Origin of the sequence: Bacillus cereus (genome assembly GCF_002567495.1) — a bacterium.
Classification (GTDB): Bacteria; Bacillota; Bacilli; order Bacillales; family Bacillaceae_G; genus Bacillus_A; species Bacillus_A cereus_AQ.
The window spans coordinates 14,739-38,064 of the sequence record NZ_NVAP01000029.1 but is presented as its reverse complement, the minus strand read 5'-3'; the positions used below and the strand labels follow the sequence as shown (position 1 = coordinate 38,064).

Below are 23,326 nucleotides of genomic sequence, written 5' to 3'. Positions count from 1 at the left end.
AAAGGGAGGGATTTCGTGACACATTTGCTAGAGACGAAAAATCTTAGCGTATCTTTTGGTGAACATCATGTTATTAAAGATGTGAATTTAACTGTCGAAAAAGGAAAGCTCATTTCCATTATCGGACCAAATGGTGCGGGGAAGACAACATTATTTAATTTACTAAGTGGCCAGATTTCACCAACAAAAGGTGAAGTATATTTTAAAGGGCAAGATATTACAAAACTATCGATTTCAGATCGAACGCGCTTAGGAATCGGTCGCTCTTTTCAGCTTACAAACATATTCCCAGAATTAACGGTACTTGAAAATGTCCGTTTAAGTGTTCAATCATACGTACAAGATTACTATAGTTTTTTTCCGAGTCCAGCAAAATTTAAGCAACAAGTTGGAGAGGCGAGACGTTTCTTAAAAACAGTATTACTTCATGAGAAAGAGAACGTATTAGCGAAAGATTTGGCACATGGAGAGAAAAGAAAGCTAGAACTTGCGATGTTATTAGCCTTAAAAACGGATGTGTTATTACTTGATGAGCCGACGGCAGGTATTTCGGTTGAGGAAGTACCTGCTATATTACAAGTGATTGAAAATATTAAGAAACATCCAGAGAGCACAATTGTACTTATCGAACACAAAATGGATATGATACTAGGTTTGTCAGATCATCTTATCGTTTTATTTCATGGAGAGTTATTGGCTGAAGGATTGCCAGAAGAAATGATGAAAGATGAGCGTGTACAAAGTGCTTATTTAGGGGGATTATATAGTGGCACTATTACAAGTGAATAATATAGAGACGTATTTAGATCAGTTTCATATTTTGCAAGGAGTATCTCTTACTGTTGAGAAAGGGACGATTACTGTACTGTTTGGTAGAAACGGGGCAGGGAAAACAACGACATTACGCTCAGTTATGGGATTTCACCGAATCGCAGATGGTGAAATTTATTATGATAGTGCAAAACTAAGTGGATTATCTACACATTTAATTTCAAGGAAAGGAATTGGGTATGTACCAGAAAATCAAGGTATTTTTCATGATTTGACAGTAGAAGAAACATTCGCTCTTGCTAGGGGGAAAGGTGAAGAAGTAGAAGGGAAAATAGAGTGGATGCTTGAACTATTTCCGGATTTAAAGCAGTTTTGGAATAAGAAAAGTGGGCTCTTGAGCGGAGGGCAAAAGCAAATGTTGGCTATTTCAAGGGCGTTTATTAATAGTGATGGATTATTACTAATTGATGAACCGAGCAAAGGGCTATCCCCGATAATGGTGGAGAAATTAATGGTAGCTATTTTGAAGATGAAAGAGAAAACAACAGTTTTACTTGTTGAGCAAAATTTTATGATGGCTAGTCAAATTGGTGATTATTTTTACATTATGGATAACGGACGAATTGTTCATAACGGTTTTATGAATGAATTAAAAAAGGATAAGGGAATGTGTCATAAATATTTAGGAATCTCTTAACATGAATCCGAGGTGAAAAGGATGGATGTGTTAATAAATTTATTTGTAAATGGGATTTCAACAGGGATGCTCATTTTTTTATTAGCATCAGGTCTTTCGCTTATTTTCGGTCTAATGAGCATTCTAAACTTTGCACATGGTGGTTTATTCGCATGGGGAGCATTTACAGGTGTTTGGTTATTTAATATGACAGGAAGTTATATATTAGCTCTAGTTGGAGCAGTTGCTATGGGAATGTTCCTAGGTTTTATTTTAGAAAGGTTTCTTATTAGGCCGGTATACGGAAATCATGTTCGCCAGCTTCTCGTAACGCTTGGAGGAATGCTCGTTCTTAGTGAGTGCATTAAAATATTTTGGGGCCCAAATCCAATTGGTGCAAAACTACCGTTATGGTTACAAGGAAGTTTTACATTTGGAGGCGTCATATTAATTAAATATCGTCTATTCGTTATTTTAATTGGCATCATCATTTACATTGCTTTACTATTATTACTCAAAAAAACAAAGATCGGCCTGATGATCCGCGCTGGTGTAATGGATAAAGAGATGGTTCAGGCGCTCGGCATTAACGTGAAAGCTATATTTTCGTTCGTCTTTCTATTAGGAGCAGGAATGGCAGCGTTAGGTGGCTTCCTATTTGCGCCATATTCAGGCGTTGTTTTCGCCGAAATGGGTATGCAATATGCAATTTTAGCTTTCATTGTAGTAATAATTGGAGGATTAGGTAGCGTCCAAGGTTCAGCTATGGCTTCTTTAATCGTTGGATTAGCTGGTGCTTTTACAGCGTATTTTATACCGGATTTATCACTTGCGATCAATATGCTAATGTTACTATTTTTCTTAATAGTAAAGCCAACGGGTCTTGTTGGTGAAAAGGGGTGAAGTGGTGAACAGTACATCGGACCGAATTAAAGTATACTTCGTAGTATGTATGCTCATTTGTTTAAGTGTATTTCCGTTCGTAAATGATTCAAGAAGCTTGTTAATTTTGTTCACTCAAATCTTCATCTTTGCTATTTTTGCAATGAGTTTTGATGTATTGCTTGGGTATACAGGAATTGTATCGTTCGGTCATTGTATGTTCTTTGGGATAGGAGCATATGGGGTAGCGCTTTTATTTGATCGGCAAGGCGTATCAATAACGAACTTTTTAATAGGAATAGTAGCCGCAATTATTGTTTCAGCAATCGTTAGTTATATAATCGGTTTGCTTTCTTTACGGTTGAAAAGTCATTTTTATGCAATGTTAACACTTGCTATTTCACAGTTGTTTTTCGTACTTGCTGAAAAATGGCGTGGGCTTACTCATGGAGGAGATGGTTTTACATTTGGTGTACCAGAAATATTCCGTGATCGTTTTACATTTTATTATGTATCACTTATATGTTTACTCTTCATTTTTATTCTATTACGTCTTTTTACAAAGTCTTCTATTGGGAAAGTATTAAAGGCAATTTCACAAAATGAACAACGTGTGGAAGCACTAGGATATAAAGTACTTCATTATAAAATTATTGCTAGTATTGTTGCAGGAGTAGTAGCTGCGATTAGTGGTGGTTTATTTGTTATCACACTTCGCTTTGTTAATACGACTGTATTTTCAATTGAAATGACACTAAATGCACTATTGATGACAATGATTGGAGGAGTCGGAACATTAATTGGAGCTATTGCTGGATCTGGGATTATTGAATCACTAAAATATTATTTATCAGAACTAGCGACGGAATATCCGATTTTTGAAAGATGGACGATTATTCTAGGTTTATTATATATTATCGTGCTACTCGTTTTTCCGAAAGGATTGGTTGGAACGGTTAAGAAATTGAAGGGTTTTAAAAGGAATAAGAAGGAGAAAAGTACAGAAGTGGAGCAAAACGTGTGAAAAATCAATTGTATAAAAAATAAAGATCCCTCTTTTATACACGTTCAAGAGGGATTTTTATTTTGAAAAAAGTTTGTAAACAAAGGCATTTTATTAATCAAATAGTTCATCAGGGATATGTTTTATAAAGTTTTGATTCGTAAAAAAATGAACAGCTAACTTTTCAATGGGAACACCTTCAATTGTTACTAATTTATCATTGTTAATTGGTAAAAAAGCTATTCCATTTCCATCATTAATAAACTCTTCCATAAGCGAATAAGAATCCAACTGTTGAAGTTGGCTCTGAGATAGATTGTTTTCTTTTAAAAATTGTATTGTCTTATTCCTAAAAGGGCACTTTTTGTCATTGCTAACGAAGAAAATTTCTTTTGAATAGTCAATGATATACTTTTCTTTCGCTTTTAATAGGCCTATAGAAATTGAAGTAGTGAACATTTTTTTAAAAGCTACGTCGGGATAATCCTCATAAGTTATGACCATATCAACTTTTTGTTGCTGTAGTAATTTTTGCAAATGACTACTATTTTCAACATATACTTGATAATTTCTGAAGTTTTTTTTAATACGCTTACTTAAATAATTTGTCAAAATAGATTGTGACGTCGCTATTATATAAGAAGACCCACTCGTTTTAATTTCATCTTTTACTTCTTCTAATAGAGTTAATATTTTATTCGTGTAGTCTAATAAAATGTCACCAGCAGGTAACAAGGAAACACCTTTGTTATCTCTATGTAGTAAAGGTGTTTCTAATTCTTGTTCTAATTTTTTGATTCGCTCAGTTACGTTCGGTTGAACATATCCTAACTCTTTAGCAGCTTTACTAATAGAACCTTCACTGGCTACAGTTTTGAATATAATAAGATCATTTATTTCCATATATCTCAGCCCCTTATGCACTATCATTATAAATGATATCAAACATAATTTATACCTATTTTACGTCAGCCGCTCATCGATTTATCATAATGTATATAAGATTGAAAGTGAGTGATAAACATGATTGGAATGCAATATAAGGTCATTCTGCCTAAGGATTATGACATGGAGATTATTAAGAGAAGGGTAAAGGATAATGGCTATAAAACTGATGGTTTCCAAGAACTAAATTTAAAAGCATATTTAATTACGGAGACGGGGAAGAATGGGAATTTTTATAACTGCTATGCACCTTTATATATTTGGAATGGTCATGAAGGGATGAACAAATTTATCTTTGAAGGGTATTACGATAATATTTTACAATCGTTTGGGTGGCAACACATAAATATAGGTGTTCCATTGGTTGTTAATCTAAGTGATGGATTTAAGAAAAGTAGATATGTTGTTGAATATGTAGGAAGTATTTCTCAAAGTAAAACGCTGATTGGGATTCAATTAAGCACTATGAATGAAGATGTACAAAATAACGAAAAGTGTTTAGGGAATGTAATCGTTTATAATCCGGATAAATGGGGATATAGTAGGTTTAATTTTTATGAGGAGAAGCCTGACATCGCAGTGAATAAGGGTGTTACAGTATATGAGATTTTACACATTTCACGATGAAATTTTGTTGCATATAAAAAATAAGAAAAGGAATGAAAATCTATGCCTTTTGTGAAGGTTTATTATCCTGAAAATATATTAAATAAAGAAGAGTTGGAAAAGATAGGTGAATGTATCCATCTTTCATTGATTGAATATTTCAACATTCCTGAAAATGATTACTTTCAAATGTTTTTACCTTATCAACTAAATCAATTTTTGTATAATCCATATTATTTGTTGGAAAGAGGAGAAAAGAGAACAGAGAATATGATTTATGTTTCTATTACATGTGGACCGGGAAGAACAGTGCAACAGAAAAAAGATTTGTATCAATCTGTATCCTTAAAAATTCCGGAATGTTCCTACGTTAAAGTTTCGGACATTTTTATTACACTAAATGAGACAGCTGCTGAAAACTGGTCATTTGGTCAAGGAATAGCACAAATGGTGAAAATAAAGGGAGAAAAAAATGAAGAATGAACCTATTGAATTACATATTAAAAAGAAAATGAGAGAAATGGCACCTGCATCTGCTCATTATAGTGAAAAGATATTGTTTGAAGAAGTGTGGCGGGATGCCACTGTAACAGTAAGAGAAAGAAGTTTATGTACTGTGTCGGCACTAATCAGTCTCGGTAATACAGAACAATTACCATTCCATCTGAAGCTTGCGAAACAAAATGGGGTTATGGAGAATGAATTGGTTGCATTAATAACCCATATGGCTTTTTACGTTGGTTGGCCAAAAGCTGTGGCAGCTTTAAATATAGTAATGAATGAAATGAAAAGTTAAAAATAATGATAAGTAAGGATTCATGTTTATATGAATTCTTACTTATCATTATTTATGCAATACTCTATCGCTATATTTTTTACATTATCTCTTGCTTTTTCATCACTTGCGTAGTAAAGTGATAGTAAGATTAACGCTAGGAAGTGACAAAACATGCGTGATAATACGATAGGCTCATTAATATGGTTACGTTTAATACGATTTACGAACCAAAGTAATCAAATGTCAAATGAGTTTTTAAAACGTTTTGATCTAACGACAGCTCAATTTGATGTACTTTTGCAAATACGGACATATCAGCCATTAACACAAATGGAGTTAGCTGAGAAGGTTACTGTTACACAAGGCGGTATTTCTCGAATGTTAACTCGCCTTGAAAAAGAAGAATATATTGTGCGAAAACAAGATTGGAAGACGAAAACAATTAGTCTTACGGAGCAGGGGGAAGCAGCTTTAGAAAGAGCATTGCCAGAACAACTTGCATTCCAATCATCGTTTTTTGAGGATGTATTAAATGAAGATGAACAGAAAATACTATACGAGTTGATGACAAAAGTTCATAAGCATAGTGAAAAAAAAGAATTACCTCAAGAGTAATTTTTTTTACATTATCAATTGACTAATCAAGTGATAGTCGAAGGAGGCAATAACATGTATACAATTCCGGGACATCACCACATTTCTATGGTGACGAAAGATGCGAAAACGAATAATGATTTTTATCAAAAGGTTTTAGGGTTACGACGAGTGAAAAAGACTGTAAATCAAGATAATCCTTTTATGTATCATTTATTTTACGGGGATTTAACAGGTAGTGCTGGAACGGAATTATCATTTTTTGAAATGCGAAATGTAGGAAGAACAATTCGTGGAACGAATGCGATAACACAAATAGGGTTACTCGTACCTTCACTAGAGAGTCTTACTTTTTGGAAGGAGCGTTTTGAATCATTCCATGTGACACATGGAGAAATTACAACATATGCAGGACGGGATGCATTGCATTTTGAAGATCCAGATGGACTCCGTTTAGTGTTGTTAAACAATAACGGAGAGAAAGTACCAGAATATTGGGCTGCATGGGATGAATCTTCTGTAGAGAAAAATTATCGTATTCTAGGCATGGGTACAGTTGAAATGACGGTAAGAGATTTAAATAAATTATCCCAAACGTTAACAGATTTGTTTGGGTATAAAGTAGTATCAAGCTCAAATGATAAAGCGATATATCAATCAGTTCCAGGACAATCTTTCGGAGAAATTTTGGTGAAACAGCAAGAGGGAGAGAATGAAAGACCTGGAAAGGGAAGTATTCATCATTTAGCGATTCGTGTAAAAAATGATGAAGAACTAAACTATTGGAATGAAGCTGTGAAAGAAAAAGGTTTTGAGACGACGGGAGTTATTGATCGTTTTTACTTTAAAAGTTTATACTTTCGTGAATCGAATGGGATTTTATTTGAAATAGCGACTGACGGACCAGGTTTTACTATAGATTCAGCGGTTGAAGAGTTAGGGGGAAATCTTGATTTACCACCATTTTTAGAAGAAAGAAGACAAGAGATTGAAGAGAAATTAATACCACTTGATTAAAGGGGAGAGCAACAATGGAAAACTACCGTATCGATACAAAAAAAGGAATTGAGTTTGGATTATATTCAATTGGGGATCATGTTTTAAATCCACATAATGGGGAGAAAATTACGCCAGAGAAAAGAATTCATGAACTAATTGAAACAGCTAAGTTAGCAGATGAGGCAGGGCTTGATGTGTTTGCTGTCGGTGAAAGTCATCAAACACATTTTACAACGCAAGCTCATACAGTTATTTTAGGTGCGGTCGCGCAAGCTACGAAAAATATAAAAATTGCAAGTTCTGCAACGATATTAAGTACATCTGATCCGGTTCGAGTATACGAGGATTTCGCTACCATTGACTTGATTTCTAATGGTCGTGCTGAAATCGTAGCTGGTCGTGGATCTCGTATTGGAGGATATAGTTTACTTGGTTACGATGTGCATGATTATGAAGAGTTATTTGAAGAGAAGATGGATCTTTTATTAAAAATTAATAAAGAGGAACACGTAACATGGAATGGGCAGTTCAGAGCCCCACTTGAGCACGCTTCAGTTATTCCAAGAGCTAAAAATAATAACTTACCAATTTGGCGTGCGGTTGGTGGACCGCCAGCCAGTGCGATTAAAGCAGGCCGCGCAGGTGTACCAATGATGATAACAACACTTGGTGGTCCAGCTATTAACTTTAAAGTGTCAGTAGATGCTTACCGTGAGGCTGCTCAGCAAAGTGGATTTGATCCAGCTAGTTTACCAGTTGCGACAACGAGTTTATTTTATACGGCAAAAAATTCACAAGATGCACTTAGTGAATACTACCCTCACATTAATGCTGGTATGCTTACACTGCGTGGTGGTGGTGGGTATCCGAAACAGCAATTTACAAATGCAATAGATTATCGTGATGCTTTAATGGTTGGTAGTCCGCAACAAATCATTGAGAAAATGCTTTACCAATATGAACTGTTTGGACAACAACGCTTTATGGCACAAATTGATTTTGGTGGTGTACCATTTGATAAAATTGAGAAAAATATTGAATTAATTGCTACTGAAATTTTACCAACCGTTAGAAAACATAAAACAAAATAAAAAACGAGNNCTCGTTTTTTATTTTGTTTTGGAAAAATGACAAAAAAATGAACTTTTAGTCTAGAAAAGGAGAAGTTGTTTTCTATTTTTGAATAACATTATTTCAGATTTTCATTTTGGGGATGCATTTTTTTCTTGACAAAAAACAAGCTATTTTTCGATAAGAATCCGAGGACATTTTTTCGATGGAAAGTCAAGTGTATGAAGAGAAAAACGATTGTTTTATTGATATAAAAGTAAGTCTTATATTGAAAAAACACATTTTACTAATGAAAAAAATTTAATTCAAAAAATGACAAAAGACATATTTCAGACAAAATGATGTCAATAATACGTCAAAAATAAGCTGAATTTACTATGCAGGTATATTATACAATTCGATTAACGAATAAAACACTACAGAAATAGTGAAAAGGTAAAAAATAGCATTAAAATAGTTTGAAAAACTGAAGTTTCATATTTTTTGACAATACATACAATATGCTTTTGTCTTTTCGTATTTCTTAATAATTGAGTCTGGTAAGATTGCTCAATTAATTTTTATTATAAAAACTATGAAGGAAGTGATTTTAGTATGGAAACGCTCGAATTGGCACGAATACAATTCGCATCAACAACGATTTTCCATTACTTTTTTGTTCCGCTGTCTATTGGTTTAGCTTTTATCATTGCGCTAATGCAAACGTTGTATGTGGTAAAGGGACAAGAAATTTATAAGAAGATGACGAAGTTTTGGACACAAATATTCCTTGTAAACTTTGCGGTAGGTGTAGTAACTGGTATTTTACAAGAATTCCAGTTTGGTATGAACTGGTCAACATATTCACGTTTCGTAGGTGATGTGTTTGGTCCATCACTTGCGATTGAAGGTTTATTAGCATTTTTCATTGAGTCTACATTCCTAGGTTTATGGGTATTCGGTGAAGATAAATTACCGAAGCGAATTCATCTATTATGTATTTGGCTCCTTTCAATTGGAACAATGTTATCAGCATTTTGGATTTTAACTGCAAGTGCATTTATGCAATCGCCAGTAGGATATGAAATGGCAGCAGATGGACGTGCACAAATGAATGATTTCTTAGCAATTATTCAAAACCCGCAACTATGGGTGCAATTCCCGCATACAATTACAGCGGCGATTGCAACTGGTGCATTCTTTATTGCAGGTGTGAGTGCATGGAAAATAACGAAAGCGCAAGAAACTGAGGTATTTAAAAAATCGTTCCGCATTTCTATCATTGTTGGAACACTTACAACTGCGCTTGTATTATTCTTCGGTCATGCGCAAGCACAACAGTTAATTAAGACACATCCTATGAAAATGGCGGCAGCTGAAGCGTTATGGAATACGAGTGAGGATCCAGCGCCATTTACAGTATTTGCGAAAATTGACGCAGAGAAGAAAGAAAATTCGTATGAAATTCAAATCCCTTATATGCTAAGTCTATTGTCGTATGATAAGTTTAGTGGTCAAGTTGAAGGGATGAATCAAATTCAAAAGCAATATGAAGAAAAATATGGGCCTGGAGATTATATTCCTCCAGTGCATACAATGTTTTGGAGTTTTAGAGCGATGGTAATGAGTGGAACATTCATGCTTCTTCTAGGAGCGTACGGATGGTTCTTATCAAGAAAAGATCGTTTAGCTGAAAAAACTTGGTATTTGAAATTAATGGTGTATGCAATTGCACTACCATTTATCGGTAATACAGTAGGATGGATTATGACTGAAATGGGACGTCAGCCTTGGGTAGTTTTCGGTGTTATGAAAACGGAAGATGCTGTATCTCCAAATGTTACGTTCGGAGAAGTATTATTCTCTTTAGTTTCATTCACATCACTATATTTAATTATAGGTGGAATTACAATTTACTTATTCGTTCGTATCATTAAAGGACATGAGAATAAGAAAACGAAACAGGATTCTCAAAGCCATGATCCATTTGATAAGGAGGATGAGTATGTTATCTCTTAATGAGTTATGGTTTATCATTATTGCAATTTTATTCGTAGGCTTCTTTGTACTTGAAGGTTTCGATTTCGGTGTAGGTATAGTTTCAAGGTTTTTAGGAGAAAACGATTTAGAGAAAAGAATATACTTAAATACAATTGGTCCATTTTGGCACGCGAATGAAGTATGGCTTGTTTGTGCTGGTGGAGCTATGTTTGCGGCATTTCCGCACTGGTATGCAACTTTATTTAGTGGGTTTTACATTCCGTTTGTATTTATGCTTCTTGCTTTAATTATAAGAGGTGTTTCCTTTAAATTCCGTGCGAAAATAGATAATCATAAATGGAAAGGTTTTTGGGATTGGGGTATGTTTTTAGGAAGCTTGCTACCGCCTATTCTTTGGGGAGTTGCAATTGCTAACTTTATGGTAGGTATTCCAATTGATGAGACGAAAAATGCTGTAGGTGGATTCTTACAATTACTTCATCCATTTGCATTACTTGGAGGAGTTATGTTCCTTCTGTTATGTATTGTTCACGGATTACAATTCCTTACTATACGTACAACAGGTAAGTTAAGAGAACGTGCACGTATCGCTGCGCTGAAAATTGCACCACTTGCAATTATAGCACTTCTTATTTTTGCTGGTGTAGGGTTATGGAAAACAGATATATTCACTGGTCATGGTACAGAGTGGATTATGGTTCCGATTGGAGCTTTTGTAGCGTTATGCGCGTCAACATTATTAAATAAAAGAAGAAGAGATGGTTGGGCTTTTGTTATGACGAGTTTAACAATCATTTTACTAAGTGCGAGTGTGTTTGCCGGCATGTTCCCACGTGTCTTAATTAGTTCGTTAGGGTCAATATACGATTTAACAATTTATAATGCAGCATCAGGAGATTATGCACTAAAACTGATGACGTATTTTTCAATTGCTATATTGCCATTTGTTTTGGGAAGTCAAATATGGAGTTTCTATGTATTTAGACAACCTGTTAAGTCAGATAAAGATTTGGAGTACTAATGAAAAGAAAAAGAGGACTTCCGTCGTATCCTGGTAGCCGAGTTTTATATGTAGTGTTAACGATCATTAGCATTTTAGAAGCTATAAGTATTATTGCGCAAACAGTGTTTTTAGCGCGGGCTATTACGTTTTTATTTCAGGGAGAAACAGTGCAATCTGTGTTAAATGAAACGGTGTATTTTGGAAGCATGTTTGCAGTTCGCCACATGCTCGTTCGAATAGCGCAAATACTAGTGGAACGTTTTGCTGAAAAAACAGGGTCGCTACTGAGAAAACAATTAATAGAGGCATATTTCACATTAGGTCCACGGTATGTTCAAACTGCTGGAACAGGTCATCTGGTTACCTTATCGATAGAAGGTATTGAGAAATTTAAAACATATGTTGAATTAACAATTCCTAAAATGATTAGAAGTAGTATCGTACCGGGGCTAATTGTACTATATGTTTTTACGCTAGATATTGAGTCTGGAATCATTTTAGTTGTAACGATTCCTATCGTGATCATATTTATGATTCTTTTAGGATTAGCAGCGCAGAAAATGGCAGATAGTCAGTATGAGATATATCGTGTACTTTCTAATCATTTTGTAGATACGTTAAAAGGATTAGAAACATTAAAGTATTTAGGTAAAAGTGAACAGCACGAAGGAAAGATTGAAAAAGTAAGTAAAAGATATAGAAAAGCAACGATGCGAACTTTGCGAGTTGCTTTTCTTTCTTCTTTTGCATTAGATTTCTTTACGAGTTTATCAATTGCATTTGTGGCAGTTGGATTGGGGATACGTTTAATAGATGGAACGATCATACTATTACCGGCCCTTACGATTTTAATTTTAGCTCCGGAATATTTTCTGCCGATTAAACAAGTGGGAGCAAATTATCATGCTACATTAGATGGACAAATTGCGATGGAGCAAATAGAAGAGATTTTGCAACAACAAAAAAGAATAGAAAAGAAAGATTTAAATGAAGATATAGTATGGAATGCCTCTAGTAGCTTGAAATTACAAGATATTAAAGTAAATAATGATGAATCTGAAAAAGCTATATTAGAGGGAATTGATTTTACTTGGGAAGGTAATGGCGCTATAGGTGTAATTGGTGAAAGTGGAGCAGGAAAATCAACGTTAATCGACGTATTAGCGGGATTTTTAACTCCTTCGGGTGGAAAGATGATTGTAAATGGTGTGGAAATTGACGGGGCTACTCGTGAAGAGTGGCAAAAGAATATTGCGTATATTCCGCAGCAACCTTATATTTTTCCACTTTCATTAAAGGATAACATTCGTTTTTATGAAACAAATGCAACGGATGGGGACATTGAAAGAGTTATTAATGAAGTCGGCCTTCGTTCACTCGTTACATCACTTCCAAATGGGATGCACGAAAGAATTGGAGAAGGTGGACGTATGCTAAGTGGCGGACAAGAACAACGTGTTGCTATGGCGCGTGCACTTTTAAGTAAAAAGCCAATCATTTTATTAGATGAGCCTACGGCACATCTTGATATTGAAACCGAATTTGAAATAAAGCAAGCGATGTTACGTCTGTTTAATGGAAAGTTAGTATTTTTAGCAACGCATCGTCTACATTGGATGAAACAGATGGATCATATTCTTATTTTAAATAAAGGAGAAATAATAGAAAGCGGAACGTATGAAGAACTTCTAGAGAGTGAGACATTACATTTTCATAGGAAAGAGGGGGGAAGAGATGAGTAATTGGGTTAAACCTTATATAAAACAAAATAAAGGTAGAATGACTTTAACTATTTTCCTTGGTCTTCTTGGAGTTAGTTCAGGAGCGATGTTACTTTTTATTTCAGGTTATTTGATCTCAAAATCTGCCCTTAGACCAGAAAATGTAATGGCTGTATATGTTCCCATTGTTGCAACACGAGCGTTTAGTATAGGGCAGGCTGTGTTTCATTATATAGAGCGGTTAGTCGGACATGATGTTGTACTACGTATATTAGAAAAAATGAGAACGAAACTATATAGAATAGTAGAACCACAGGCGTTATTTTTCCGTTCTCGATTTCAAACGGGCGATATGTTAGGAGTACTATCCGAAGATATAGAGCATTTGCAAAACCTATATTTACGTACAATATTCCCTAGCATATTAGCGCTAGTTGTTTATAGTATCTTCGTACTTGTTATCGGTGCATTTGACCTCGTGTTTGCACTTATTGTAGGTTGTATGTTAGCTATTATCGTGTTTCTTCTTCCACTTGTATCATTACTTTTGATGAAGAAACACCATATTACTTTGAAGCAAGGCAGAAGTCGTTTGTACCAACAACTGACAGATGCTGTTTTTGGATTATCTGATTGGCAGGCAAGCGGTCGTAAAGATGAATTTATTAATGAGTATGTAAAGCAAAACGATCAGTTGTTAAAAATAGAAAAGAGAGTGAAACGCTGGTATCATATTCGAGACAGTATCATTCAATTAGTAGTAGGTATTGTAGTTATTTCAATGATCATATGGACTGGAAATGAAGCGGCAAGTGAACAGATTGCACCTACTGTTATCGCGGCTTTTGTCTTAATGACGTTATCTGTCACAAACGCGCTAATTCCTGTGTCAGATGCTATCGATCGAATTCCATCGTATGTAGAATCTACCCATCGTCTTAATGGCGTAGAAAGTGACAGTGATTTACATGATGAAGTGGATTTGTATGGAGATAAAGATTACGTTGAACCAAGACATGTAGATATTGAACTGAATCACGTATCGTATAGTTATCCAGATAGTAATGAGATGGTATTAAAAGATGTATCATTACAAATAAAAGCAGGGAAGAAAATTGCTATTTTAGGCAGAAGTGGGACAGGGAAATCTACTTTACTAAAATTGCTAACAGGGGCGTTAAGCCCAGTAAATGGCCAAGTTGTATTGAATGGTGAACATGCTCATACGAATCTTTTATCGAAATATATTTCTGTATTGAATCAAAAGCCGCATTTATTCGATACGACAATTGGAAATAATGTGCGAATCGGTAAACCAGAGGCTGCGGATGAAGAGATATGGACAGCTTTAGAGAAAGCACAATTAGCTTCGCACATAGCTTCTCTTCCGGACGGATTACAAACAAAAATGCATGAAATGGGAAAGCGGTTTTCTGGTGGTGAAAGACAAAGGGTTGCTTTTGCTAGAACTCTTATGCAAGAAACACCCATCATTGTACTTGATGAACCGACTATCGGTTTAGATCCGAAAACAGAATTGTCTTTAATTGAAACGATGTTTTCTGCAACGGAAGAAAAGACGGTTATTTGGATTACGCACCATCTTGTAGGAATAGAACATGTAGACGAAGTTATCTTCCTTGATCGTGGCCAAATTGTCATGCAAGGTAGTCATGAACAACTTCTGAAAGAAAATGAAAAGTATCGTAAACTTTATGAGTTAGATAAAGGAATATAGTTTGAATAAGCAATAATTGTAAAAATAGCTACGCCTAATGGTGGGGCTATTTTTTTGTTTTGAAATGAATAGTCTATTCTTTTTTTGTTAGATTGCAGGTGTATATGATCGTTACGAATTAAAAATGAATTTCATATTATACATATAATGGAGGGGATGTACATGAAGGAGCAGTATAAAATCATTGTTTTAAGTGATGAATTATCCGAGGAGAGGATTCGAAATACATTAGACAAAAATAAATGTAAAACAATAGTTCATGTTGTAGATGTTTCAGATGTTGTTCGTGTAGAAAATTCTTTTCAATATATAGTCATTTGGAGAGTGGACGCAGAAAAACTTACAAATGAATTGATAAACAGGGGCGTGCAAAGTTCAAAAATTATTAATTTAACAAAATACATGTATGAATGGAAGGATAAATTAATTTCTATCTATCAAATAAATCCGGATCTGATGTCTTTATACATGTCTATGAAAAAAGCAAAGAGTGATCCGACGTATGAATTGTTTGCTACCGGTTTGTCTTATCCGCATTGTGGCATAAGTACGGAGCTTCTCTCAAAAAAGTCAATAAAATTAACGCTTCCATCGCAAGATCTATACTATGATTATTTAATAGCGTCACAACTTCTATCAAACACTCATTCATTTCAATATTGTTTAATAGGAATAGCTTATTTCTCATTTTACTTTGACATGTCGTTATCATCTGAATCATATAGAATTCACAAAGTATATTATCCATTGTTTCAAGATGGTCATCATACTGTAGTTCATTCTCCTTTACCCACTGATGGATTCTTACATCTAAATACTCCGAAACCACTTATTTCTATTTTTAATTTGCATTTTGAATATATTTTATTAGACGAACTAAAAGATGAATCATTGATGCTGCCGTGGATAAATGCTGAGTGGAATAACACTTCTCTTCACATTCCTTTTGAAGAACACGGGAAAATAAGAGCAACTTCACATGCTAAATTGTCGTATCCTCATACTTTAGTTGGAAATAAAATAATTTTTAAAAAATATTTAGACTTACTGTTAAAAAATGATATAAAGCCACTAATTGTTGTATTCCCTGTTACTTCACATTATTTCAATTGTAGTAGTAAGAAATTAAAGGAAGATTTTTATAAAGTTATAAATGATTTTCAAACTCAATATTCTTTTCGAATCATAGATCTATTTGATTCGCCATTATTTTGTGATGATGATTTTTATGATAGTGATCATATGAATAAAAAAGGTGCAAATAAAATGTCCACGTTATTAAATATGTTTATTCAGGAACGAAAAGTATGATATTTTGTTTCATGTTTGCATAAAAGTATATAGGCTCCATACAGTTAAAATAATGTAATTTTTGTGTCGCGTATATAAATAATATACGAAGAGGTGAGAGAGTAAAATGGGAACTCGTATTGAAAGAACTGAAGAGGTGGTAGAACAACTTCCACTGGTAAGTGTATTAATTCCTACGTATAATCGTCCTCGCTATTTTGAAAAGGCTTTATGTAGTGTGTTAGAACAAACGTACCTTAATATAGAAATTATAGTTGGAGATGATAGTACGAATGACGAAACAGAAAAGGTGTTGCAAAAATACTTATGTGATCATTCAAATATTATTTATATAAAAAACAGGTCAACTCTCGGACAATTTGAAAATGCGTTAATGTTATTTCATGAAGCGAACGGTGAGTATATAAATTTTTTAATGGATGACGATATATTTCATGTGAATAAAATTGAAAAAATGATGCAGTATTTTTTCAATGATCTAGATAATGAAATTAAGCTTGTAACATCTCATCGTCAAGTAATTGATGATAAAGGGAAAGAACTGCGACATATTTATTCAACCATCCGTTTATTTGAAGAGGATACGATTATAGAGGGAACAGAATTAGGAAATAGGGTAATTGTGGATCAAAAAAATTATATTGGGGAACCGACGACAGTTTTATTTCGTAAAAATGATTTACAAGAACCGTATGGGACTTTTGATAAGAGGCGGTATTTATGTAACGTAGATATAGCTTCATGGTTATCTTTATTAAGTGAAGGAAAAGCAGTATATATAGCGGAGACACTTAGTTATTTTCGATTACATCCGGATCAACAGTTAAATGAATCTAATAAAATGATGGATGGGTTAGAAGATTTTTCACATAGTATTATAGCAGGAGAAAAATATGGTTTCTTATCCACCGAAAAAGAGTTAGACAAAGCGATAACTAATTTTCTAGATTATGCAAGAAGGATAGTTCCATCATCCATATTATATACATTAGACTATTATCAAAAAATTAGGGGAAAGAAAATAAACATAGAAAAGAAAAAACAGCATATAAATAATAATTCTTCTTTACCGAAAGTAAGTATACTTATTCCTGCGTACAATAGACCTTATTACTTGGAATTAGCGCTCAACAGTGCTCTGAATCAAACATATGAAAATATAGAAATTATTATTTCTGACGACAGTACAAATAATGAAGTCAATGCTATGATTCAACTGTACTTACGTGAATATGAGTGTATTACATATGTTAAAAATGAAACGCCGTTAGTTGCTGAAAACTTTAATAAGTGTATAGAACTTGCGAATGGGGATTATATAAACTTTTTATTAGATGATGACGTATTTCATCATGAAAAGATTGAGAGAATGATGAAATACTTTTTGGCGTTAGAAAATATTTCATTTGTGACGTCATATCGTGAACTGATTGATGAGAATGGAGAAATATTACCACCCTCAACATTGAATATGAAAATTGCGAAAGAAACTACACTTTTTGAAGGAAAAGAATTAGGGAATTATATGTTAAAAAACTTAAAAAATATAGTTGGAGAACCGACAACTGTTTTGTTTAATCGGGATTTGTTTGAAGGGAAGTTTGGGTATTTTAAAGGAAAGGCTTATTCTGCTATTAATGACATTGCAACTTGGATAGATATGATGAGAAAAGGGAAAGTAGTTTATATACAAGAACCTCTTAGTTATTTTAGACAACATAGTGGACAAAATCAAAAACAAATGCATTTCATGTTAATGACAATTGAAGAGTGGATTGAATTAATTATAGATGCATATAATAGTGGATTTTTAAGTTCTGAAAGTGAGTATAAAGAGAGTTTATCTTATTGTTTAGAAAATGCGGGATTGATAGTTAAGGATGCAGTAAGAAATGGTGAACTAGATCAAATTTATAATGAAAAGATAAAAAAAGGGTTAAACAAATTAGTTGCTCATATGTTTGAGAAAGAATCTTGTTATTGCCAATATTGCAATCAACAATTCGAAAAATTTTCACCTTGGCCAGCACAATATGATTTTCCGAAATATAAATTTGAGATGTGGAATAAAGATACAGGGATATGTCCAGTTTGTAATTCGATGGATCGTGAAAGATTGTATCGTACGTATATTGAAACGGAAACGGACTTGTTAAGTAGAAAATATACTATGCTTCATATTGCACCTGAAGCGAAGTTAAGAGATTGGTTTAACCAGTATAAAAATATTACATATGTATGTGGTGACTTAGAACCAAAGGATCCGTTAATGAAGGAAATTGATGTTACAAGAATTACATATGATAGTAATACTTTTGATGTCATTTTATGTAGCCATGTATTAGAACACGTCCTTGATGATGACAAAGCAATACGAGAGTTATATAGAGTTTTAAAGCCGAATGGGTGGGGGATTATTCAAGTACCAATCGTAATGAATGTAGATTTTATTATAGAGAATGAATTAATTGTAACACCACAACTGAGGAAATTAGCTTTTGGTCAAGAAGATCATGTGAGAATTTATAATCAATCGGGATTTATTCAACGATTAATGAATGCAGGATTTAAGGTAGAATTATATAACATAGCGGAAAAACAAGGAATGAAAAGTGCTAGGAAATTTGGATTATCTGAAACAGATATGCTCTATATTGTCCGAAAATGATAGGAAGGAATAGATAGGTATGGAGAATATTCCTTTTTTACGTGCTTCAACGGTACCAGTAATTGAGTATTTGGACGAATTGAAGGAAATTGATACATCTCACATATATACGAATTATGGACCTATAAATCAACGTTTTGTGGAAACAATTATGTCGGAATTTTTTCAGAACAGGGGAGCTGTTACAACAGTAGCAAACGCAACGTTAGGGTTAATGGCGGCTATTCAATTAAAGAAAAGAAGAAAAGGAAAATATGCTCTTATGCCTAGTTTTACATTCCCTGCGACTGCCTTAGCGGCTATTTGGTGTGGATTGGAACCTTACTTTATCGATATTTCAATAGATGATTGGTATATGGATAAAACAGTACTTTTGGATAAGATTGAAGAATTAAAAGAAGAGGTTGCGATTGTAGTCCCGTACGCAACTTTTGGATCATGGATGAACTTAGAAGAATATGAAGAATTAGAGAAGAAGGGCGTTCCGGTTGTCGTAGATGCGGCACCGGGATTTGGATTAATGAATGGTGGGATGCATTACGGTCAGGATTTTAGTGGAATGATCGTATATAGCTTTCATGCAACAAAGCCTTTCGGAATTGGTGAAGGAGGGCTCATATATAGTAAAAACGAAGAAGATATACAACGTATTAAAAGAATGGGGAATTTCGGATTTGATAAAAATCGTGAATGCACGATGATGGGGTTTAATTGTAAAATGTCTGAATACGCAGCAGCTATTGGGGTAGCGACTATAAAAAAATGGGATCAAAAATTAAAAGAACGCACCCGTATTTCTGAATGGTATAAACAATTGTTACAAAGTACTGGGTTAATGAAAAAAGGGTGGCAAGTCCAAAAGACAGAAGCAGTGATTCAACAATTTATGCCTATTCTTTGTCCGGAAGAAGCGTGCAACATACAAGTAATAGAAGAACTGAAAAAACAGAAAATAGAAGCTAGATTATACTTTTCACCATCTTGCCACCAACAAGTTCTTTTTAGAAACTATAAGTCTACAGATTTAACAAAAACGAATAAAATAGCAAAACGAATCGTAAGTTTACCTCTATGGGAAGGGATGACGAAAGAAATAGTAGAACAAATTGTAATCGGTTTAGGGCAGAAGGTGGTGTCGGCAAATGAATAGTTTTTATAGTCAAGAAGAACTGAAGAAAATTGGATTTTTATCCGTTGGAAAAAATGTATTGATTAGTAAAAAAGCAAGTATATATAATCCAGGTGCTATATCAGTTGGCAATAATATAAGAATTGATGATTTTTGCATTTTAAGTGGCAACATCACAATTGGAAGTTATTCACATATATCAGCTTATACAGCGTTATATGGAGGGGAAGTTGGGATTGAAATGCATGACTTTGTAAACATCTCAGCTAAAACAATCGTATATGCAGTCCTTGATGATTTCAGTGGAAATACATTAATAGGGCCAACCGTCCCGAATCAATATAGGAATGTGAAAACAGAAAAAGTTATTTTACAAAAACATGTGATTATTGGTGCTGATTCTATTGTTTTTCCAAATGTAACTGTAGGAGAAGGCACGGCAGTCGGCGCGATGAGTATGGTAAAAGAGAGTTTAGATGATTGGTATATTTACGCTGGAATTCCCGTAAGGAAAGTAAAACCACGTCAAAAAAAGATGCTAGAGTTGGAAATTGATTTTTTAAAAAGCATTCATTCTTAATAAAAAAGAATGAATGCTTTTTATTTTTATCCCGCTATTTGCCGGGCAGTAAGACCTCACCTCAAAATTCAGCGAAAGCAAAGAAGTTAGGTGGGGGCTGATTAAAGTTTCACTTTATGCTAGGGCAGAGTGTAACTTAACTTATTATGTTTTAAATTTTGCTGACCAAGGCAATACTGAGCCATAGTGAATGTAAAGTTGGAGGGCGAGCGTATATGTTTGATGAGGATGGGATTGTTTTAATTATGGAACCAGCTGATGAAAGAAACTTGAGGAGATTTATTTTTTCAGTGCCAAAGTCAGTGTATGAAAAGAAGGGGATTACATTACACTATGGAACAGCTATAGGACAAGGATATATGGATATAATTGAAGATATTATTAGTGTACATATAGAAATAGATGTTGTAACGATAATAGGGCATGTAAGAGTATAAATAGCTATTTGAAAAAAGGTTGTAAGCAATTTAGCTAGAGGTTATGATAGAGAAAATTACAGACAATTATAAAGACGAAGGGAGTCTAAAATGAAAATAAAATCAATTTTATTAGTATTTATAGTTTCAATTGGTTTAATGGGATGTTCAATAGTGGAGGAAGGAAAGAACTCCATAGATTATGCTCAAAAGGCGACAGATTATGTAAATGAAATAAGCGTATTTGCAAATGAAGCACCAGCATTAGCTGAGAAAGCTATTAACGATGGGGAAGCTCGAAAAGAATTAGAAACGAAGCTGAATGAAATTAAACAAGATATACCAGCTTTCAATGAATTAACGCCACCAGATGTAGCGAAGGATCTTCATCAACAAATCGTTGGATATAATGAAAAGCTAAATTCGTTAATTGATACGTCTATGAAAAAGATAGAGGAAGGGAAAATGGACGTAGAGCAATTTAAAAACTCAGAGCTTATGCAGACGATAGATCAAGTTCGTGATTTGAAAGATAAGGTGCAAAATTTAGGTCAATAATAAAAAGCTCCGTTTGTTATAAACGGAGCTCTTTGTTATTGGATACAATAAACGATTACACCAACGATAATAATCATGTTGCCGATGAGTTTACGTTTCGTTATTTTTTCCCCTAGGAAATACCAACCGAAAATTAATATGATGATATAACTTAAGGATTCTAATGCTGAAGCTTGTTTTAATTCCATGCCCTTCATGGCGATTACATTTAATCCAGCATTAAGTACAAATAAAGAGTAACCGATAATAACATAAGGATTCACATATTCTTTTATTCTAGAATCGTATTGTTGTAAAGTAGCTTTTTTTAATAATATTTGTGAGTAATTTGCTAAAATTATCCCGAAAATAAACAATAGCATATAACTATTCATCTTTTGTCACCACCACAATTCCGACGATAATAATAGCTGCACCAAGTAAATGATTCCACTGAATCGTATCCCCAAATAAGAATACTGACCAAAGCATTGACCATAATATAATAATCCCGCGATGTGAATATGCTTTTGATATTTCGAAATGTTTAATTACTTGTTGCCATAAAATTGCATACCCGAATAAAAGTATAACTAGTCCGAGATAAGCAATAAAAAATGAGATTGAAGCAATAGGAAATTGAGCTGCCCATTTCATGTAAACCATAATGATAGAATATATCAAAAAAGCTACATGTAAAAATACGTAATTTTTAATAGTTGGTTTCATTTATTCACTCTCTTTTACATATAAATATCTATTTATATTTGTTTTTTTATGATAGATATTGAAGCGTATTTTGTTTAATCTTTCACATTCCAAATTATATAGTATCATGGCTTTTATTGTAAAACAATAGAAGCCATGCATTCATTTTTTCCAAGGTTCTACAATATGTATCGTTTGATTTGTTACATCCATCTCTACTTGAACACCTATAGGTATGGTGATCATTGGATGTGTATGGCAACAATCGAAGTCAGCTAGAAAAGGAATTCTTTGATTTTGAAGTACTTCTAACAGTATTTCAAAAGGTTTTCGATTTGTACCACAATCATCAAATTGCTCATGTTTTCCAAGAATGATACCTGAAACTTTATCAAATACACCGTTAATTTTAAGGAATGAAAAGCTTCTTTCAATAGTAGCTGCATCTTTTGAACTGTCCTCAATAAAGAGAATATCGCCTTCCTGAATATGTGGCATATAGGGGCTAGACCAAATCCCTTGTATCGTGTTTAAATTCCCGCCAATAATACGCCCAGTAGCTTTTCCATCAATTACTGAAATCCAATTGTTTGGACGAAGTTCTTTCTCCTTCGTCTTTTCTTCCCAATTAATAAATTCATCTGACCAAAATAATGGTTGTTTTATATGATAAGGAAGAGATTGATCATGTAGTAAAGTTTCTGCAAAATATTTGTATGTGCAATTAACAAAAGGTTCAAATTCACCAAAGGAAGGGACGAGAGCTGGCCCATAAAATGTAGGGATTCCTGTTTTTGCATAAATTCCTAGTAATAAAGCAGTTGCATCTGAATAGCCAACCATTATTTTGGGGTTATTTAGAAAGGCATCATAATCAATATAAGGTAATATTGAATTTGAATTCATCCCACCAATTGTTGACATAATACAAGAAATATTAGGATTTCTTATCAAGACATTTAGTTCCTCAGCACGTTCTTGTATACTACCAGAACGATAAAAATCATATCGACCTGTTAATGAACCTTCTAATATATGAAACCCTTTCTGTTGTAAGTAAGATTTTGCTCGTTCGAACCTTTTTGGAGAAGTGTAAGTTACTGGCGAAGAAGGTGAGTAAATCCCAATTGTGTCTCCGTATTTCAATGGTTTTGGAAGTAGCATTTGTATGAATCCCTTCTATTAAATAGTTTATTTACGAGAATTTATC

Annotated in this window: 24 protein-coding genes; 20 read left to right on the top strand and 4 right to left on the bottom strand. The window is 33.9% G+C overall.

The window, feature by feature from the left end:
- Positions 1-15 precede the first annotated feature (15 nt).
- From COK05_RS14135 to COK05_RS14120, 4 genes are read left to right on the top strand one after another with little or no spacing between them, the layout of a single operon-like run.
- Positions 16-789, top strand: a complete 774-nt coding sequence (locus tag COK05_RS14135) for an ABC transporter ATP-binding protein (protein WP_098613076.1) — start codon at positions 16-18, stop codon at positions 787-789.
- Entirely contained in the window at positions 767-1,468 is a 702-nt protein-coding gene (locus COK05_RS14130) for a branched-chain amino acid ABC transporter ATP-binding protein (protein ID WP_098613075.1), read from the top strand. Before COK05_RS14135 ends, COK05_RS14130 begins: the two co-directional genes overlap by 23 nt.
- A 21-nt stretch (positions 1,469-1,489) precedes the next feature.
- On the top strand, positions 1,490-2,350 hold the full coding sequence (locus COK05_RS14125) for a branched-chain amino acid ABC transporter permease (protein WP_098613074.1): 861 nt from the start codon (positions 1,490-1,492) through the stop codon (positions 2,348-2,350).
- A 49-nt stretch (positions 2,351-2,399) separates the two neighbouring features.
- Positions 2,400-3,353 (top strand): branched-chain amino acid ABC transporter permease, encoded by a 954-nt coding sequence (locus tag COK05_RS14120; protein WP_141539098.1) that lies wholly within the window; start codon positions 2,400-2,402, stop codon positions 3,351-3,353.
- A 93-nt stretch (positions 3,354-3,446) separates the two neighbouring features.
- Here the strand turns inward: COK05_RS14120 and COK05_RS14115 are convergent, their stop codons facing one another.
- Positions 3,447-4,235, bottom strand: a complete 789-nt coding sequence (locus COK05_RS14115) for a LysR family transcriptional regulator (protein ID WP_098613072.1) — start codon at positions 4,233-4,235, stop codon at positions 3,447-3,449.
- 120 nt (positions 4,236-4,355) lie between these two features.
- Between COK05_RS14115 and COK05_RS14110 the strand changes: the two genes are divergently transcribed.
- From COK05_RS14110 to COK05_RS14035, 16 genes are all read left to right on the top strand, one after another.
- On the top strand, positions 4,356-4,904 hold the full coding sequence (locus tag COK05_RS14110; protein ID WP_098613071.1) for a DUF4865 family protein: 549 nt from the start codon (positions 4,356-4,358) through the stop codon (positions 4,902-4,904).
- A gap of 42 nt (positions 4,905-4,946) precedes the next feature.
- Positions 4,947-5,366 (top strand): tautomerase family protein, encoded by a 420-nt coding sequence (locus COK05_RS14105; protein ID WP_098613070.1) that lies wholly within the window; start codon positions 4,947-4,949, stop codon positions 5,364-5,366.
- Positions 5,356-5,679, top strand: coding sequence for a carboxymuconolactone decarboxylase family protein (locus COK05_RS14100; protein ID WP_098613069.1), 324 nt, complete (start codon positions 5,356-5,358; stop codon positions 5,677-5,679). Before COK05_RS14105 ends, COK05_RS14100 begins: the two co-directional genes overlap by 11 nt.
- Before the next feature lie 153 nt (positions 5,680-5,832).
- Positions 5,833-6,276, top strand: a complete 444-nt coding sequence (locus tag COK05_RS14095; RefSeq protein WP_098613068.1) for a MarR family winged helix-turn-helix transcriptional regulator — start codon at positions 5,833-5,835, stop codon at positions 6,274-6,276.
- 54 nt (positions 6,277-6,330) lie between these two features.
- Complete coding sequence (locus COK05_RS14090; protein ID WP_098613067.1) at positions 6,331-7,272, top strand: ring-cleaving dioxygenase; 942 nt, start codon at positions 6,331-6,333, stop codon at positions 7,270-7,272.
- A gap of 14 nt (positions 7,273-7,286) precedes the next feature.
- Complete coding sequence (locus tag COK05_RS14085; RefSeq protein ID WP_098613066.1) at positions 7,287-8,345, top strand: LLM class flavin-dependent oxidoreductase; 1,059 nt, start codon at positions 7,287-7,289, stop codon at positions 8,343-8,345.
- 574 nt (positions 8,346-8,919) lie between these two features.
- Positions 8,920-10,323: a cytochrome ubiquinol oxidase subunit I gene (cydA, locus tag COK05_RS14080; RefSeq protein ID WP_098613065.1), complete on the top strand. Its 1,404-nt coding sequence runs from the start codon at positions 8,920-8,922 to the stop codon at positions 10,321-10,323.
- Positions 10,310-11,326, top strand: a complete 1,017-nt coding sequence (cydB, locus tag COK05_RS14075) for a cytochrome d ubiquinol oxidase subunit II (protein ID WP_098613064.1) — start codon at positions 10,310-10,312, stop codon at positions 11,324-11,326. Before cydA ends, cydB begins: the two co-directional genes overlap by 14 nt.
- Positions 11,326-13,050, top strand: coding sequence for a thiol reductant ABC exporter subunit CydD (gene cydD, locus COK05_RS14070; RefSeq protein WP_098613063.1), 1,725 nt, complete (start codon positions 11,326-11,328; stop codon positions 13,048-13,050). The genes cydB and cydD overlap by 1 nt, the downstream gene beginning before the upstream one ends.
- Complete coding sequence (gene cydC, locus COK05_RS14065) at positions 13,043-14,767, top strand: thiol reductant ABC exporter subunit CydC (protein ID WP_098613062.1); 1,725 nt, start codon at positions 13,043-13,045, stop codon at positions 14,765-14,767. The genes cydD and cydC overlap by 8 nt, the downstream gene beginning before the upstream one ends.
- 162 nt (positions 14,768-14,929) lie before the next feature.
- Positions 14,930-16,078: a hypothetical protein gene (locus tag COK05_RS14060; RefSeq protein ID WP_141539095.1), complete on the top strand. Its 1,149-nt coding sequence runs from the start codon at positions 14,930-14,932 to the stop codon at positions 16,076-16,078.
- Positions 16,079-16,184: 106 nt separating this feature from the next.
- Positions 16,185-18,746, top strand: coding sequence for a glycosyltransferase (locus tag COK05_RS14055; protein ID WP_098613060.1), 2,562 nt, complete (start codon positions 16,185-16,187; stop codon positions 18,744-18,746).
- Between the two features lie 19 nt (positions 18,747-18,765).
- Entirely contained in the window at positions 18,766-19,896 is a 1,131-nt protein-coding gene (locus COK05_RS14050; protein WP_098613059.1) for an aminotransferase class I/II-fold pyridoxal phosphate-dependent enzyme, read from the top strand.
- The gene (locus tag COK05_RS14045) at positions 19,889-20,455 is read left to right on the top strand and encodes an acyltransferase (protein ID WP_098613058.1); all 567 of its coding nucleotides are present in this window, start codon (positions 19,889-19,891) and stop codon (positions 20,453-20,455) included. The genes COK05_RS14050 and COK05_RS14045 overlap by 8 nt, the downstream gene beginning before the upstream one ends.
- A 215-nt stretch (positions 20,456-20,670) precedes the next feature.
- On the top strand, positions 20,671-20,892 hold the full coding sequence (locus tag COK05_RS14040) for a hypothetical protein (RefSeq protein ID WP_141539094.1): 222 nt from the start codon (positions 20,671-20,673) through the stop codon (positions 20,890-20,892).
- A 90-nt stretch (positions 20,893-20,982) separates the two neighbouring features.
- Positions 20,983-21,429 (top strand): DUF6376 family protein, encoded by a 447-nt coding sequence (locus COK05_RS14035; protein WP_098613056.1) that lies wholly within the window; start codon positions 20,983-20,985, stop codon positions 21,427-21,429.
- 35 nt (positions 21,430-21,464) lie between these two features.
- Here COK05_RS14035 and COK05_RS14030 read toward each other — a convergent pair whose 3' ends face one another.
- The 3 genes from COK05_RS14030 to COK05_RS14020 all read right to left on the bottom strand — a co-directional run bounded on the left by COK05_RS14030 (position 21,465) and on the right by COK05_RS14020 (position 23,280).
- Positions 21,465-21,803 (bottom strand): EamA family transporter, encoded by a 339-nt coding sequence (locus tag COK05_RS14030; protein ID WP_001089874.1) that lies wholly within the window; start codon positions 21,801-21,803, stop codon positions 21,465-21,467.
- Positions 21,796-22,137: an EamA family transporter gene (locus COK05_RS14025; RefSeq protein ID WP_098613055.1), complete on the bottom strand. Its 342-nt coding sequence runs from the start codon at positions 22,135-22,137 to the stop codon at positions 21,796-21,798. The genes COK05_RS14030 and COK05_RS14025 overlap by 8 nt, the downstream gene beginning before the upstream one ends.
- Positions 22,138-22,278: 141 nt before the next feature.
- Positions 22,279-23,280 carry a S66 family peptidase gene (locus COK05_RS14020; protein WP_098613054.1) on the bottom strand — a complete coding sequence of 334 codons (1,002 nt, stop codon included), beginning with the start codon at positions 23,278-23,280 and terminating at the stop codon, positions 22,279-22,281.
- Positions 23,281-23,326 lie beyond the last annotated feature (46 nt).